This is a genomic window from Streptomyces sp. NPDC002018 (genome assembly GCF_042890865.1).
Taxonomy (GTDB): Bacteria; Actinomycetota; Actinomycetes; order Streptomycetales; family Streptomycetaceae; genus Streptomyces.
On sequence record NZ_JBIASO010000001.1, the window covers coordinates 253651 to 268692 of the forward strand.

The window sequence follows — 15042 nt, forward strand, 5'->3', positions numbered from 1 at the left end:
GCACCGGGCATGCGGGTCTGACGGTGTCTCAGAAGAGCCCCGCGGCCCCGGTCCACTGACTGTGTTGTCCCGGGTGCAACCCCCGGACCTCCGGCGGCCCCGGGCGCGATCCCCGGTCCACCGGACGACTGTGTGTACGGACGGCGTGTCACAGCAGCCCCGCCGCCCTGGCCCACCGGTACTTCGCACCGAGCGCGGCGACCGGCTTCTCCGTGGTGTACGGATAGGCCACCACCCCGCGCTCGAAGAGGTACTGGCAGGCCTCCTCGACCTCCGCGTCGCCCGCGAGCGACGCCACCACGGGCTTGCGCACGCCCCGGGCCCGGAACTCCGCGACCACCCGTGCCGTCAGCTCGGCGAAGGCCTTCGGAGGAGTGACGATCGTGTGCCAGTACCCCAGCACCAGCGCGTGGATCCGTGGATCCTCCAGCCCCAGCCTGATCGCCGCCTCATAGGTGGAGGGAGGCTCGCCCCCGGTGATGTCCACCGGATTGCCGGCCGCCCCGAAGGGCGGGATGAGGGCACGGAACGCCGCGTCCAGATCCGGCGGGATCTCCATCAGGGACAGGCCGTTGTCGACGACGGCGTCCGAGAGCAGCACTCCCGAGCCGCCCGCGCCGGTGATGATCACGACGTTGTCGCCCTGCGGTGTGGGCAGCACGGGCAGCGCCCGCGCGTACTCCAGCATCTCGTTGAGCCCCGGCGCCCGGATCACCCCGGCCTGCCGCAGGATGTCGTCGTACACCGCGTCGTCCCCGGCGAGCGCGCCGGTGTGCGATCCCGCCGCCCTGGCCCCGGCCGCCGTACGCCCGGCCTTGAGGACCACCACCGGCTTCTTCGGCACGGTCGCGCGCGCCGCGTCGACGAAGGCGCGCCCGTCCTTGAGGTCCTCCAGATGCATCGCCACGCACTCGGTGTCGGGGTCCTCGCCGAACCAGGTCAGCAGATCGTCCTCGTCCAGGTCCGCCTTGTTGCCGAGGCCGACGATGGCCGAGACACCCGTTCTGGTGGTCCTGGCGAAACCGAGGATCGCCATGCCGATACCGCCGGACTGCGAGGTCAGCGCCACGCCGCCCTTGACGTCGTACGGCGTGCAGAAGGTGGCGCAGAGGTCCTGCCAGGTGGAGTAGTAACCGTAGATGTTCGGCCCCAGCAGCCGTACGCCGTACTCCTCGCCGATGGACACGATCCGCGCCTGGAGTTCGTGCTCGCCGGTCTCGGCGAAGCCGGACGGGATCAGCACCGCGTTCGGTATGCCCTGGCGGCCGACCTCCTCCAGCGCCGCGGGCACGGACCCGGCGGGGATGGCGAAGACCGCCACATCGGGCTCACCGGGCACGTCCATCACGCTCTTGTACGCCTTGCGGCCGAGAATGTCATCGGCCTTGGGGTTCACCGGATGGATCTCGCCCGGGAAACCGCCGTCGATCAGATTGCGCATGACCGAGTGGCCGATCTTGCCCTCCTCGGCGGAGGCCCCGATCACCGCGACCGAACGGGGCCTCATCAGCCGCCGCATGGACGCGAGGATCTCCTCACGGGTGTACCGGCGCCGCGCCACCGGGACCTCACGGGTCAGCAGGATCCGTACATCGGCGGCCATCACCCCGTTCTCGGACGCGAACACCGGATTGAGGTCCACCTCCGCGATCTCGGGGAAGTCGCCCGCCAGCCGCGACACCTTGACCACCAGAGCGGCCAGCGCCTCCCGGTCCACGGCCGCTCCGCCGCGCACCCCGCGCAGGATCCGCGCGGCGCGGATCCCGTCGAGCATCGACAGCGCGTCGTCGGTGCTCGCCGGCGCGAGCCGAAAAGTGACATCCCCGAGCACCTCCACCAGGACCCCGCCGAGGCCGAAGGCCACGAGCTTGCCGAAGGTCGGGTCGGTGACGGTACCGATCAGCACCTCGGTCCCGGCCGGCACCATCTGCTGCACCTGGACACCGAGGATCCGCGCCCGCGGATCGTACGCCCGCACATTGGTGACGATCGACAGGAACGCCCCGCGCACCTCCGCGGGCGAGTTCAGACCGGTCCGGACCCCGCCCGCGTCCGTCTTGTGCGTGATCTCGGGAGAGACGATCTTCAGTGCGACCGGGAAACCGATCCGGTCCGCGAGGGCCACGGCGTCGTCGACGGTCTCGGCGAGTGCCTCGGCCGGGGTGGGAATGCCGTAGGCGTCGGTGACGGCCTTCCCCTCGGGAGCGGTCAGGGCCGTACGGCCTTCGGCGAGCGCGGCGTCCAGGACCGCCCGTACGGCCTGCTGATTCGGTTCCGTGCTGTCCACTGCTAGATGACTCCGTTCGTCTTGAGCAGGCGCAGTTCCTCGTCACCGAGACCGAGTTCGCCGATGTACACCTCTTCGTTGTGCTCGCCCAGCAGCGGCGAGGTGACCACGTCCACGGGGGAGTCGGAGAGCTTCAGCGGGTTGCCGACCGTGGTGAACGATCCGCGCTGGGGGTGCGGGACCTCGATGACCATGTCGTTCGCGGCCAGCGAGGCGTCCTCGATGATCTCCTTGGTGGAGAGGATCGGTCCGCACGGGATGTTGTGGGCGTTGAGCTTCTCCAGCACCTCCCACTTGGGAAGGGTGCTCGTCCACTCCTCGATGAGCTGGAACATCTTGCCGAGCTTGGGCAGCCGGGCCTCCGGGGTCGACCACTCCGGGTCGTCCGCCAGTTCGGGACGGCCCATCAGCTCGGTGACCGGCCGCCAGCCGACCGGCTGGATGATCACATACACCCAGTCGTTGGGTCCGCCGGGCGCGCACCTGACCGCCCAGCCGGGCTGACCGCCGCCGCTCGCGTTGCCGCTGCGCGGCACCTCGTCGCCGAAGTCCTCGTTCGGGTACTCGGCGAGCGGACCGTGGGCCAGCCGCTGCTGGTCACGGAGTTTGACCCGGCAGAGATTGAGCACGGCGTGCTGCATCGCGACATTGACCCGCTGGCCGCGCCCGGTGTGCTCACGCTGGAAGAGCGCGGCGAGAATGGCGGCGACGGCGTGGATACCGGTGCCGGAGTCGCCGATCTGCGCACCGGTCGCGAGCGGGGGACCCTCCTCGAAACCGGTGGTCGCCATCGAACCGCCCATGGCCTGCGCGACGACCTCGTACGCCTTGAAGTTGGTGTACGGGCCCTCGCCGAAGCCCTTGATCGAGGCGTAGACGATTCTCGGGTTGATCTCCCGGATGCGCTCCCAGGTGAAACCCATGCGGTCCACGGCCCCCGGGCCGAAGTTCTCGACCATCACGTCGGAACGGCGGATGAGTTCCGTGAGGATCTCCTTGCCGCGCTCCGTCTTGGTGTTGAGCGTGATGGACCGCTTGTTGCAGTTGAGCATCGTGAAGTACAGCGAGTCGACACCGGGGAGGTCACGGAGCTGCTTGCGGGTGATGTCGCCGGTCGGTGCCTCCAGCTTCACCACGTCGGCGCCGAGCCAGCCGAGCAACTGCGTCGCCGACGGGCCGGACTGCACGTGGGTCATGTCCAGCACCCGTATACCGGTGAGCGCCTTCGTTCCCACCGCGGTCTCAAGAGCCTGCGTCATGAGGGGGCTCCTCTACTTGTCCATGGTCTGGTTCATGGTTCCGGGCACGTACGCGTCGGGGTCGACCCGGACGTCGATCAGCGAGGGCAGCCCGGACTCGCGAGCCCGCAGGAGCGCGGGCGCGATATCGGCCGGGTCGCGTACTTCTTCGCCGTAACCACCCAGCATCTGGGCGAATGTGTCGTAGTGGGCAGCTCCGAGGGTGTTGCCGACGACGCCGATGAACGGCAGCCGGTGGCGTACGAGTAAGGCGAAGTCCCAGCCGGTCCGTGCGAAGGCGTCGGCCCCGAGGAGCGCCACGACCTCCTTGCCGGGCCGGGCCCGTCCGGCGGCGAGAGCGAAGGGAACAGCGGCGCCGGCGGCGCCGAGCGGGCCCGGATCCATCCAGTGGCCGGGGGACTTGGGCCGGACGATCCGGCCGGCGAAGGCGGTGAGGTCGCCGCCGTCACCGATATGGACGGAGTCCTCGGTGAGGAACGCGTCGATCTCATGGACCAGTCGGTACGGGTGGACGGGTACGGCGTCCGAGGTGATCTGCGGCAGCAGCATCTCCGCCGCCGTCCGCTCGGCGGCGCGCAGCTCGTCGAGCCAGGCCTCGCGGCTGACGGAGCCGGAGTCGGCGTGCGCGTCCACGGCCCGGATCAGCGCCGCCAGTACGGGCCCCGCCTCGCCCTCGATGGCGGGGGCGGCGCCGTCCCTCTCACCGGGGGCGCGGTGGCCGAGGCCGATCCGGACGACGGTGGCGGCCGGTGACATTTGTTCGCCGTGTCCCGGCTCGCTGTCGAAGGGGGTGCCCACGACGACGAGGAGATCCGCGTTCGCGAACGCGTACCGCCGGGAGAGCAGGAAGTGGTGCGGGTCGCCGGGCGGCAGGGTGCCGCGCCCCGCCCCGGTCATATAGGCGGGTACGTTCAGTGCCCGCACCAGCGCGACGGCGGCGTCCGTCCCTCCGGTCGTCCAGACCTGGCCGCCGAACAGCACGGCCGGCTTCTCGGCCCGGACGAGCAGACCGGCGAGCTTCTCGACGGCCTCGGGGTCCCCGGCCGGGCGGGCCGGGGACCGGTGGTGGCCGGCCTCGGGGATCCGGGCCTTCTCCAACGGCACCTTGGCATCCAGTACATCGCGCGGGATCTCCAGGAAGGACGGGCCGGGGGCGCCGAGGCGGCACGCGCGCAACGCCGTCGACACCATCTCGGCCACACGTGCCGCGTCGGGCACGGTGGCGGCGAATGTGGTGATCGGGGTCATGAGTTCGACGTACGACGGATTCCGGAACGGTCCCGGCTCCCGCCGGTCGTACGCTCCTTGGCCGCCGATGAGCAGGACCGGGGATCCGTGGTGGTACGCGGTGGCGACGCCGGTGACGGCGTCCGTGATGCCGCGGCCGTCGGTGACCACCGCGCAGCCGGGCTTCCCGGTGAGCCTCGCGTAACCGTCGGCGGCGTGGACGGCCATCTGTCCGTGCCGTACGCCGGCCAACTCGATGCCGGCGTCGGCGCAGCCGTCATGGAGGTCGCTCAGCCGGCCGCCGAGCGGGGTGAAGACGACCTCCACACCCTCCGCTCGGAGCGCCTTGGCAATGAGCTGACCACCAGTAACGAGCTCCTGGCCGGCATCGGACATAAGGACGGTCCTGTCCCTTCTCGGGGGAGGGCAGGCGCCCTCCCGGTACATTGCATACAGTCTTCGAATACTGTATGAAGCTTGTTATCCCGCATCCGGTGGATGGTGTCCAGGGGGCGTGCGGCACTTTCGTCAAATGGGAGCCGGCATGGATCTGTATGAGCACCAGGCAAGAGAACTCTTCGCGGACTACGGCATCCCGGTGCCCGAGGCCGAAGTGGTGGAACTGTCCAGGGAGGCGCGGTTCGCGGCCGAGCGTCTCGGCGGCCGTGTGGTCGTCAAGGCACAGGTGAGGACGGGGGGTCGGGGGAAGGCCGGGGGAGTGAAGCTCGCGGTCGACCCGGCCGCCGCCGAGCTGACCGCACGGCAGATCCTCGGCATGGACATCAAGGGCCACACCGTCAGGAAGGTGATGCTCGCTCAACCAGTGGAAATCGAAGCCGAGTTCTATGTCTCGTACGTCCTCGACCGGACGGCGGGGACCTTCCTCGCGATCGCCTCGGCCGAGGGCGGAGTGGAGATCGAGGAGGTCGCGGCCACCCGCCCCGAGGCCGTCGCGCGGATCCCCGTCGACCCCGTGGAAGGGGTCACCGAGGCCAAGGCGGCGGAGATCGCCGCCGCCGCGAAACTGCCTCCGGATACGGTTCCGGTACTCCAGGCGCTGTGGCAGGTGCTGGTCCGTGAGGACGCTCTGCTGGTCGAAGTGAACCCTTTGGTGCGCACTTCGAATGGGCCGATTATCGCCCTCGACGGCAAAGTCACCCTTGACGACAACGCCCGCTTCAGGCAAGCGCGCTGGGGCGACAACGGCGAGGATCCGCACGCCGATCCGCTCGAAGCCGCCGCGGCGGCCAAGGGCCTCAACTATGTGAAGCTCGACGGCGAGGTCGGCATCATCGGCAACGGCGCCGGCCTGGTCATGTCCACCCTCGACGTGGTCGCGGGCTGCGGCGCCCGGCCCGCCAACTTCCTCGACATCGGGGGAGGGGCGTCCGCCCAGGTGATGGCCGACGGACTGTCCGTCATCCTCTCCGACCCGGACGTCAAGTCCGTGTTCGTCAATGTCTTCGGCGGCATCACGGCCTGCGACGCCGTCGCCGAAGGGATCGTCCAGGCGCTGGAATCGGTGCGGCTGACCAAGCCGCTCGTGGTGCGCCTCGACGGCAACAGCGCCGCCCGTGGCCGCGCGATCCTCGCGGACCGCGCGCATCCGCTCGTGGACCAGGTCACCACGATGGACGGGGCGGCCCGCCAGGCCGCCGTACTGGCGTCCGCCGGATAAGACGCCCGACCACCCGGATCCGACCACCCGGCTCAAGGAGAGCGGACACCATGGCGATCTTTCTGACCAAGGAGAGCAAGGTCCTCGTCCAGGGCATGACCGGCGGCGAGGGCATGAAGCACACCCGGCGGATGCTGGCCGCCGGCACCGATGTCGTCGGCGGTGTCAACCCGCGCAAGGCGGGCCGCACCGTCGACTTCGACGACCGCGCCGTACCCGTCTTCGGCTCGGTGCGCGAGGGCATGGAGGCCACGGGCGCGGATGTCACGGTCGTCTTCGTACCGCCGCCGTTCGCGAAGGCCGCCGTCATCGAGGCCGCGGACGCGGGCATCGAACTGGCGGTCGTGATCACGGAGGGCATCCCCGTCCATGACGCGGTCGTCTTCCACGCGTACGCCAAGGAGCGGGGCACCCGTGTCGTCGGCCCCAACTGTCCCGGGCTGATCAGCCCCGGACAGTCCAACGCGGGCATCATCCCGGCGGACATCGCCGCCAAGCCCGGCCGGATCGGGCTCGTCTCCAAATCCGGCACCCTCACCTACCAGCTCATGTACGAACTGCGGGAGACGGGCTTCTCCTCGGCGGTCGGCATCGGCGGCGACCCCGTCGTGGGCACCACCCACATCGACTGCCTCGCCGCGTTCGAGGACGACCCGGACACCGAGATCATCGTGCTCATCGGTGAGATCGGCGGCGACGCGGAGGAGCGGGCGGCGGCCTATATCGCCGGCCATGTCACCAAGCCGGTGATCGGCTACATCGCCGGATTCACCGCACCCGAAGGCAGGACCATGGGGCACGCGGGGGCGATCGTCTCCGGCTCCTCGGGTACGGCCGGGGCCAAGAAGCGGGCGCTGGAGGCGGTCGGCGTACGGGTCGGCTCGACTCCCTCGGAGACGGCGCGGCTGGTTCTGGACCGTCTCGCGGTGACGCGGGACGTCACTCATAATTGAACGGAGTGCCTGCCGCTGCCCGCCCGGTTTCCTACCGGCGGGTAGTAGAGACCGGCCGGGCGACGAACCGGTCGGTCACCGTCGAGCAACAGAGGTCGTGGCCCCCATGGCGACCTGATCTCCTCATCACCTCTCGCCCTTGCCTCCCGGCTTCCACGGCAGGCAGGACGACTCATGTCATTTCCCGCCCCTGAAAGCGGAGACCCTCGATGACACCCACCCTCACTCCTCAATTGACTCTGTCGCTGAAGCCCGGAACGTCCTGGTCCGACGCCTGGGAGCGCTGCCTCGCCGTGGCGCCCGAGGCCTTCCTCGACGACCGGGTGCGTAATCTCTGGGCCGGGTCGTGGCAGGCGGACGGCCGCGCACTGCCCGCCACCAGCCCGGTCGACGGAAGCCCCATAGCGGGGCCGCCGCGGCTGGACGCCGCCACCGCCCAGCAGGCTGTGCGTGCCTGCCTGGACGAACACCGCGCATGGCGGCATGTGCCGCTGGCGGAGCGCAAGGCGCGGGTGAGCGCCACGCTCGACGCGCTCACCGAACACCGCGAACTGCTCGCCCTTCTCCTCGTGTGGGAGATCGGCAAGCCGTGGCGCCTCGCCCAGGCCGACGTCGACCGTGCGATCGACGGTGTGCGCTGGTACGTCGACGGTGTGGAGCCGATGCTGGCGGGCCGCACCCCACTGGCGGGCCCGGTCTCCAACATCGCGAGCTGGAACTATCCGATGTCGGTCCTGGTCCACGCCATGCTGGTGCAAGCACTCGCCGGCAACGCGGTGATCGCCAAGACCCCCACCGACGGCGGAGTGGCCTGTCTGACCCTGGCCTGTGCGCTCGCCGCCCGTGAGGGCATCCCGATCACCCTGGTCAGCGGCAGCGGCGGCGAACTCTCCGAGGCGCTCGTGCGCTCGCCGGAGATCGGCTGTGTCTCCTTCGTCGGCGGCCGGGACACCGGCGCCAGGATCGCCACCGCCGTCGCCGACCTCGGCAAGCGCCATGTGCTCGAACAGGAGGGACTCAACACCTGGGGCATCTGGAACTACAGCGACTGGACCGCGCTGACGGCCGTCATCCCGAAGCTCTTCGACTACGGCAAGCAGCGCTGCACGGCGTATCCGCGCTTCGTCGTCCAGCGCTCGCTCTTCGCGGACTTCCTCGCCGCCTACCTCCCCGCCGTACGCTCCATCCGGCTGGGGCACCCCCTGGCGGTCGAGCAGCCCGGCGACCCATTGCCCGAACTGGACTTCGGACCGCTCATCAACGCGGCCAAGGCCAAGGAACTGGCCGATCATGTCGCCGAGGCGATCAGCCGCGGCGCGGTCCCGCTGCACGAGGGGTCGCTGTCCGAGGGACTCTTCCTGGCCGGGCAGGACACCAGCGCGTACCTCCCGCCGGTGACCCTCCTCAACCCGCCCCCGTCCTCCCCGCTGCACCACGCGGAACCCTTCGGCCCGGTCGACACCATCGTCCTGGTCGACACCGAGGCGGAACTGCTGGCCGCGATGAACGCCTCGAACGGCGCCCTCGTCGCGACCCTCTCCACCGACGACCCGGCGACCTATGCCCGGCTCTCCCCCCAGATCCGGGCCTTCAAGGTCGGCCACGGCAAGCCGCGCTCGCGGGGTGACCGCGACGAGCTCTTCGGCGGCTTCGGCCACTCCTGGCGGGGCGCGTTCGTCGGCGGCGAGCTGCTCGTACGCGCGGTCACGGACGGCCCCGCGGGCGAGCGCCCGCCGGGGAACTTCCCGGACTACCACCTGATGCCGTGACCCGCACCCGCTGACCCGCACCCCACCGCTCCGCCCCCGGCCGGACGCCCCTCCCCACCCCGGAGGAGCGCCCCGCGCCGGGGAGGCCCACCCCGGTGGTCAGCGCCCCACGCGGACCGCTGACCACCGGATATACGGGTGAGGAGCACCTCCATCCCCTGGTATCGTTATCCGTGTCGCCGCGAGCGAAAGCCGCGGTTCGACCACTCGTCCGGGTGGCGGAATGGCAGACGCGCTAGCTTGAGGTGCTAGTGCCCTTTATCGGGCGTGGGGGTTCAAGTCCCCCCTCGGACACGAACCATTACCCCACGGTCTCTCTGGGACTGTGGGGTTCTGTCGTGGTGTGGGTCCGGGGTGTAGACGAGCCGGAGGCCGAGTTGGTGGTAGATCTCGGCTTTGTCCTCGGTGTGGGCTTGGCGGATGACGGCGGTGAGATCGCCGAGGGAGCGGACCAGGCGGGCGATCTCGTCGCGGGTCATAGGGGCCGTGGTGCCCTGGGTGGCGGAGCGTAGGTCGACTCCGGCCGCATCCGCGCGATGAACGGCGGGCCGCCCACCGGCCCGTCCGCCAGCCACTACGTGGCCCCAAGCATCTGTATGCCGAGCACGGCTATGACCACGAGGTCTACCGGGACAACGTCCGCGGCGTACGGCTGCCAGCCGGAGCGTCGCCGTCGTTCAGGTGGCGCATGGCGTAGACGCGTTCTTCGGGGTGTCGGATCAGGCGTGCCGGCATCCAGGCAGTGCTCCGAGGCGGCGGGCCTGCCACGTCGTACGGGGAGTGAGCACCCAGCGAGCCGGGGAGAAAACGGACGCGTCCCGTGCCCGACGCGGTCGCTTCGCGGGGTGAGGCCCTGGCTCGCCGCCCGGGTCGAGCGTGTCAGGAGTATTCGGTCCAGTGTCGGCCGCTGCGCGAGTCTCACGGCCCCTCCGGGCAGCGAGGGCGTGATCAGGAGGCGACCACCACGCCGGCGATGCGTCCGCTCCTGGCGAGGTGCCGGTGGTCGGCTGCGCAGTGCAGCCGACCACCAGCAGCGCCATGGCTGTGGCGCATGCCGGACGCAGGTCAGAACGTGCCGGCGGAGTTGCACTTGGCCTTCTGGGTGATGCAGTCCTTCACACGGTGCCCCTGAGCGGCGTTGTCCCACGCGTTGAAGAAGTCTCCGTGGATGGACGATGCCATGCCCGAGGCCAGCCGGAAGCCGGCCGTGCTGCCGTTGGTCGGGTAGCTGACTACGAAGGAGAGGTTGGGGATGGCTACGGGATAGGCGCCGCTGCACTTGCCGTCGTAGGTGTACGCGACGTGCGACTTGTGGTCGGGGCTGTCCAGGTTCTTGCCGTCCCAGCAGTCGGGGAAGACAAGCTGGTGGGTGAGGTGTGCGGTCGGAGCACAGACCGGCCAGTTGCCGTCGGCGCTGCGGCCGATCTCGCCGCCCGTGCCGGCGCACCAGTACTGGCCCGGCGATCCCGCGGGTGTGGATGTCTGCGCCCTGGCGTCGCCCGCGATCATGCGGAAGCCCTCGGGGAAGGGCAGTGTCGCCGAGGGGTCGGGCAGCCGGGAACCGTAGTAGACGATCATGTTCTCGGGCTCGACAGCCCTGTTGCCCTCGTACAGTGTCGGGATCCAGTACGCCGAGAGGTCCTCGGCGGGTGCGCAGGTGGTGGCCTTGTTGTTCAGCAGCGACTGGGTGGTGGAGAACGCGTCGGTGCTCTTGTTGCCGAAGAAGCTGTGCATGTGGGACGCGCCGGCGAGTCCGGGCAGGACGATGGGGTCGTCCGGCTTGGAGTGGCTGTAGTCGCAGGTGGCGTTGAACTCAGGAACTCGGACCACGTCGGCGGGTACGGTGGCCGGGGTCATCGCGCGGAACTGCGCCACCTGGGCGTTCCACTTGACCTGGTCGACGGGGACCCAACCTGCCGCCTGGCCGTCTCCATCGCCGACGAAGGAGAACCAGTTGATGTTGACGAAGTCACCGGGTGCGGTGCTGCGCAGTACGGCGAACACGGTCTGCGCACCGGTGGGGTAGGTGGTGACGTCGGTGGTGCGGGTGGCCCAGTTCTGCCAGCCGCCGGTCGGCGCGACCTGTATGACGGCGAGCAGTGGCCCGGTGGCGCTGGTGGTACGCAGTTCGATGGTGCCCGAGCCGACGGCGGAGGCGATCCGGGCGGAGACGGTCAGCCGGCTGGCGGCGCCAAGGTTGACGTTGTCGAAGCGCATCCAGTCGCCGTCGGCGAGGAACGCCGCGTTTTCTCCTCCTCCGGAGTCCGCAGTCGCCTCCAGGCCGACGCCGGACTGGGCGGCGTAGGACTCCGCCTGGACGGTGACCGTGGCGGCCTGCGCCTGCTGGGTCGACACGGTCAGGCTCACGGCGGCGGCCAGCGCGACCACCAGTGCTCCTACCAACAGCGTGTACAGATGGGCGGGATATCTGCGCATCTCACTTCCTCAGGGATGTCGGGATGAAACGCCGGATCCTTCGACCGCGGCGGCAGGTGAGGACCAGAGGGCAGAGAGCGGGGTGCGCCTGCCGCGTGATCCGGAGGTCCCGGGCCGCACCCAGGAGCGGGCGGGCGCGGCCCGGGGGAGGGGAGGTGTTCGCGCGTGTTTACTGGAAGACCCGCACGTAATCGACGAGCATCCTGGACGGGAACGGGGTGCTGGAGTCGGTCGGGCCGGGCCAGTCACCTCCGACCGCCAGGTTGAGGATCATGTAATGGGGGTGGTCGAAGATCCACGGTCCACGGGTCTGCTCCACCTGGTCCTTGTCCAGAGAGAAGACGACCCGGCCGTCGAGGCTGTAGGTGATGCCCCTGCTGTTCCAGTCGGCGGTCCAGGTGTGGAAGTCGTCAGAGAAGTCAGCGTTCCCGGGCAGCTTGTAGGGGGCACCGATGCCGCCTCCGCCGTTGTAGGCGGGCGCGTGGACCGTGGAATACGCGGTCTTCACATCCTTGCCCAGGACTTCCACGATGTCGATCTCGCCGTTGTACGGCCACGGCCGCCCGGTCAGGAAGTCGGCGCCCATCATCCAGAACGCGGGCCACAGTCCGTTGCCCTTCGGCACCTTGATCCGTGCTTCAACCCGGCCGTATGTGAACTGGAACGTCGCGCCGGTGTTCATCCGCGCCGAGGTGTACTGGCACGTGGTGCTGCCGCTCAGGGGGTCACGCGGGCACGACGATCCGGCCGTGGCCTCCTTACGCGCCTCCATCACCAGGTGTCCGGCCCCGTCCAGCGCGGCGTTGCGGTGATCGGTGTAGTACTCCAGTTCGTTGTTCGGCCCCGTCCCCGGATCGGCCCTCCACTTCGAGGCGTCGGGCCTGCTGCCCGCAGCACCGTCGAACTCGTCGCTCCACACCAGCCGCGGCGGGTTCGCGGGGTCGCTCGGCAAGGGCGGAGCCGGTATCGGAGCGCCACCGCTGCCGTACACCTGGAATTCCCACAGCGAGTAGCCGTACGGGGTGGCACGCTCCGTGCCGTACATGCGCACATAGCGGCCGGTGCCGGAGACGGTGAGCGTCTGTTTGAAGCCTGTGCCGGACGTCGTCGAGTAGATGGGGGTCCAGTCCTGTCCGTTCGGTGAGACCTGGATCTGGAACGACTTGGCATAGGCCGGATCCCACTGCAGGACGACTTTGTCGATCTGGGCCGTCGCGCCGAGATCGATGGAGATCCAGCCCGGATCGGTCCATCCCGTGGTGGAGCTGGTCGCCCAGCGCGACGCCGGGTCGCGGTCGAATGCCCTGGCCGGTGTGCACTCCCAGCAGTTCTGGTCGCTCTGGGAAGAGGAGGCCGTGCCGGTCCTGCCGTAGGAGAGCAGCGTGCCGGCATCGCCCGGCCCTCCGGAACCGGTGGTGCCGTACACCTGGAATTCCCACAGCGAGTAGCCGTACGGAGTGCCGCGCTGTGTGCCGTACATCCGTACGTAGCGGCCGGTGCCGGCAACGGCCAGGCTCTGAGCGCCCCCTGTGGCCGTGGTGGTCTCGTGGACGGGGGCCCAGTCCTGTGCGTTGTTCGACACCTCGATCCGGAACGCTTTGCCGTACGCGGCCTCCCAGTTGAGGGCGACGCGGCTGATGCGGGTTTCGGCTCCGAGGTCGATCTGTATCCACTGCGGATCGGTGAACGCGCTGGACCACCGGGTGCCCAAGTCGCCGTCGACGGCGGCGGGTGCGTTGAAGGCTCCCTCGGTGCTTGAGGCGGTGGCGGGCTTGCCCTGAGAGAGCAGAACCTCCGCTGCCTGGGCGGATGGTGCGGGCAATGCGACGAAGGCCAGTAACGAGGCGGCTATCGCCCAGAAGAGGATGAACCTTTTGCCGAGAATTTGCACGTGCAACTCCTCGAGTGGGGTTTGAGGTGGGGGAGCGCTCCCTGAGGGGAGAATGGAGGGGGCGGAGGGACCTGTCAAGACTCCTATCCACTAAGAAAAATCGACGACAGAAGGGTTGTCGGACGGCGAGGGAACGATCCCCGGGGTATCTCCGCAGAAGGCAAACGCTTGCGAGAAACTGCAAAGGTGGATGATGACGTGGGCGAGTTCGTGCCGCCCCGCCTGCGGATACGCTGCTGTCCTTGCCACGACGCAGAGCCGGAGATCGCCTCGATGAGAAAACCCTCCTCGCGCACGTACCCGGGCGGCGGCACGGGGGACGGCCAGACATGAAACGCCCCACTCTCGAAGTGGTCGCCGCCCGGGCGGGCGTGTCCAAATCGAGCGTCTCCCGCGTCATCAACGGCGAGACGACCGTTGCTCCGCAGATCCGGGACGTCGTCATGCGGGCCGTCCGCGAACTCGGCTACGTGCCCAACGGAGCGGCACGCAATCTCGTCACGCGGCGCACGGACACCCTCGCCCTGGTCATCTCCGACCCACCTCAAGGAGTCGTCTCCGACGACCCCCTGTTCTCCGCCGTTGTGCGCGCGGTCAGCCGCGAACTGGAGGCCGCGGGCAAACGGCTTGTGCTCATGCTCGCGGAATCGGACCAGAGCCGGACCAGAGTGGAGCAGTACGTCGCCGGCGGGCACGTGGACGGCGTACTGCTCGTTGCCCTGCACGGCACGGATCCACTGCCGGCGGCGCTGGCCCGTCAGGGCCTGCCTCTCGTCTCCTTCAACCGCACCTCCGCACAGGACGTCCCGTACGTCGCCCTGGACAACACCGGCGGGGCGGCGCTGGCCGTACGTCACCTGCTGGAACGGGGCCGGCGCCGGATCGCCACCATCACCGGACCACTCGAACTCCACGAAGCCCGGGAACGCCTTGACGGCTACCGCCGAACACTGCGCGACACAGGCCGCCGTTCCATCGTGGCCCTGGGCGACTTCACCCGGGTCTCCGGCGCCGAAGCCATGCGTCAGCTCCTGGAGGACGACCCCGACCTCGACGCCGTCTTCGCGGCCAACGACCTGATGGCGATCGGAGCCCTGCGTACCCTCCGCCAAGCAGGCCGGCGCGTCCCGGAAGACGTGGCCGTGGTCGGCTTCGACGACATAGAAGCCGCGTCCTACACCACCCCCGCGCTCACCTCGGTGCGCAGCCCGATGGCCAACCAGGCAACCGCCGCCGTCCACTTGCTCCTCGGCCTCATCAACGGTGGCCCCACAGACCCGGTGATCATGCCGAATGAACTTGTGGTCCGCGAATCGACCTGATGTGAACAACTCGCTCCTCAGTCGCTCAAAAGGGCGCGAAGTGCGGTCGCGGAGGGCCTTGAGTCGTCGGTGAGAGTGACACCGAGTGGGCGGTAGATCTCCGCCTTGTCCTCACGCCCGGCCTGGCGTACGGCGGCGGCGAGGTCGCTGACAGAGCGGACGAGGCGGGCGAGCTCGGCACATGACATACGGGTGCCCTGAGGGTTCGCCGATCACGACC

Annotated in this window: 11 protein-coding genes and 1 tRNA gene; 6 read left to right on the forward strand and 6 right to left on the reverse strand. The window is 69.4% G+C overall.

The annotated features are described in order from the left end of the window. Nucleotides 1-148: 148 nt before the first annotated feature. From ACFYYH_RS01105 to ACFYYH_RS01115, 3 genes are read right to left on the reverse strand one after another with little or no spacing between them, the layout of a single operon-like run. A complete protein-coding gene (locus ACFYYH_RS01105; protein WP_388544174.1) occupies nucleotides 149-2287 on the reverse strand; it encodes an acetate--CoA ligase family protein in 2139 nt (712 codons plus the stop codon). A 2-nt stretch (nucleotides 2288-2289) separates the two neighbouring features. Then, complete coding sequence (frc, locus tag ACFYYH_RS01110) at nucleotides 2290-3546, reverse strand: formyl-CoA transferase (protein WP_388544177.1); 1257 nt, start codon at nucleotides 3544-3546, stop codon at nucleotides 2290-2292. A gap of 12 nt (nucleotides 3547-3558) precedes the next feature. Next, nucleotides 3559-5169: a thiamine pyrophosphate-binding protein gene (locus tag ACFYYH_RS01115; protein WP_388544180.1), complete on the reverse strand. Its 1611-nt coding sequence runs from the start codon at nucleotides 5167-5169 to the stop codon at nucleotides 3559-3561. 148 nt (nucleotides 5170-5317) lie between these two features. Here ACFYYH_RS01115 and sucC point away from each other — a divergent pair, with 148 nt between their 5' ends. The 5 genes from sucC to ACFYYH_RS01140 all read left to right on the forward strand — a co-directional run bounded on the left by sucC (nucleotide 5318) and on the right by ACFYYH_RS01140 (nucleotide 9685). After that, nucleotides 5318-6451: an ADP-forming succinate--CoA ligase subunit beta gene (gene sucC / locus ACFYYH_RS01120; RefSeq protein ID WP_388544182.1), complete on the forward strand. Its 1134-nt coding sequence runs from the start codon at nucleotides 5318-5320 to the stop codon at nucleotides 6449-6451. 50 nt (nucleotides 6452-6501) lie between these two features. Further along, complete coding sequence (sucD, locus tag ACFYYH_RS01125; RefSeq protein ID WP_388544184.1) at nucleotides 6502-7404, forward strand: succinate--CoA ligase subunit alpha; 903 nt, start codon at nucleotides 6502-6504, stop codon at nucleotides 7402-7404. 209 nt (nucleotides 7405-7613) lie between these two features. Beyond that, entirely contained in the window at nucleotides 7614-9173 is a 1560-nt protein-coding gene (locus tag ACFYYH_RS01130) for an aldehyde dehydrogenase family protein (protein ID WP_388544186.1), read from the forward strand. Between the two features lie 209 nt (nucleotides 9174-9382). Further along, nucleotides 9383-9467, forward strand: a tRNA-Leu gene (locus ACFYYH_RS01135). Between the two features lie 83 nt (nucleotides 9468-9550). Then, the gene (locus tag ACFYYH_RS01140) at nucleotides 9551-9685 is read left to right on the forward strand and encodes a hypothetical protein (protein ID WP_388544188.1); all 135 of its coding nucleotides are present in this window, start codon (nucleotides 9551-9553) and stop codon (nucleotides 9683-9685) included. 553 nt (nucleotides 9686-10238) lie between these two features. On the opposite strand, the gene ACFYYH_RS01145 is transcribed toward ACFYYH_RS01140, so the two are convergent. Further along, nucleotides 10239-11609 (reverse strand): DUF1996 domain-containing protein, encoded by a 1371-nt coding sequence (locus ACFYYH_RS01145; RefSeq protein WP_388544191.1) that lies wholly within the window; start codon nucleotides 11607-11609, stop codon nucleotides 10239-10241. Nucleotides 11610-11778: 169 nt separating this feature from the next. Continuing rightward, nucleotides 11779-13500, reverse strand: coding sequence for a discoidin domain-containing protein (locus ACFYYH_RS01150; protein ID WP_388544194.1), 1722 nt, complete (start codon nucleotides 13498-13500; stop codon nucleotides 11779-11781). A gap of 329 nt (nucleotides 13501-13829) precedes the next feature. Between ACFYYH_RS01150 and ACFYYH_RS01155 the strand changes: the two genes are divergently transcribed. Next, nucleotides 13830-14822 (forward strand): LacI family DNA-binding transcriptional regulator, encoded by a 993-nt coding sequence (locus tag ACFYYH_RS01155; RefSeq protein ID WP_388544197.1) that lies wholly within the window; start codon nucleotides 13830-13832, stop codon nucleotides 14820-14822. A 17-nt stretch (nucleotides 14823-14839) separates the two neighbouring features. Here the strand turns inward: ACFYYH_RS01155 and ACFYYH_RS01160 are convergent, their stop codons facing one another. Beyond that, a complete protein-coding gene (locus tag ACFYYH_RS01160) occupies nucleotides 14840-15010 on the reverse strand; it encodes a hypothetical protein (protein WP_388544200.1) in 171 nt (56 codons plus the stop codon). Nucleotides 15011-15042 lie beyond the last annotated feature (32 nt).

What these genes read in the sequence shown, in the direction of transcription:
- ACFYYH_RS01130 (WP_388544186.1), top strand. Translation starts at nt 7,614, where the DNA reads ATGACACCCACCCTCACTCCTCAATTGACTCTGTCGCTGAAGCCCGGA.
- ACFYYH_RS01145 (WP_388544191.1), bottom strand. Translation starts at nt 11,609, where the DNA reads ATGCGCAGATATCCCGCCCATCTGTACACGCTGTTGGTAGGAGCACTG.
- sucC (WP_388544182.1), top strand. Translation starts at nt 5,318, where the DNA reads ATGGATCTGTATGAGCACCAGGCAAGAGAACTCTTCGCGGACTACGGC.
- frc (WP_388544177.1), bottom strand. Translation starts at nt 3,546, where the DNA reads ATGACGCAGGCTCTTGAGACCGCGGTGGGAACGAAGGCGCTCACCGGT.
- ACFYYH_RS01155 (WP_388544197.1), top strand. Translation starts at nt 13,830, where the DNA reads ATGAAACGCCCCACTCTCGAAGTGGTCGCCGCCCGGGCGGGCGTGTCC.
- ACFYYH_RS01160 (WP_388544200.1), bottom strand. Translation starts at nt 15,010, where the DNA reads ATGTCATGTGCCGAGCTCGCCCGCCTCGTCCGCTCTGTCAGCGACCTC.
- ACFYYH_RS01115 (WP_388544180.1), bottom strand. Translation starts at nt 5,169, where the DNA reads ATGTCCGATGCCGGCCAGGAGCTCGTTACTGGTGGTCAGCTCATTGCC.
- sucD (WP_388544184.1), top strand. Translation starts at nt 6,502, where the DNA reads ATGGCGATCTTTCTGACCAAGGAGAGCAAGGTCCTCGTCCAGGGCATG.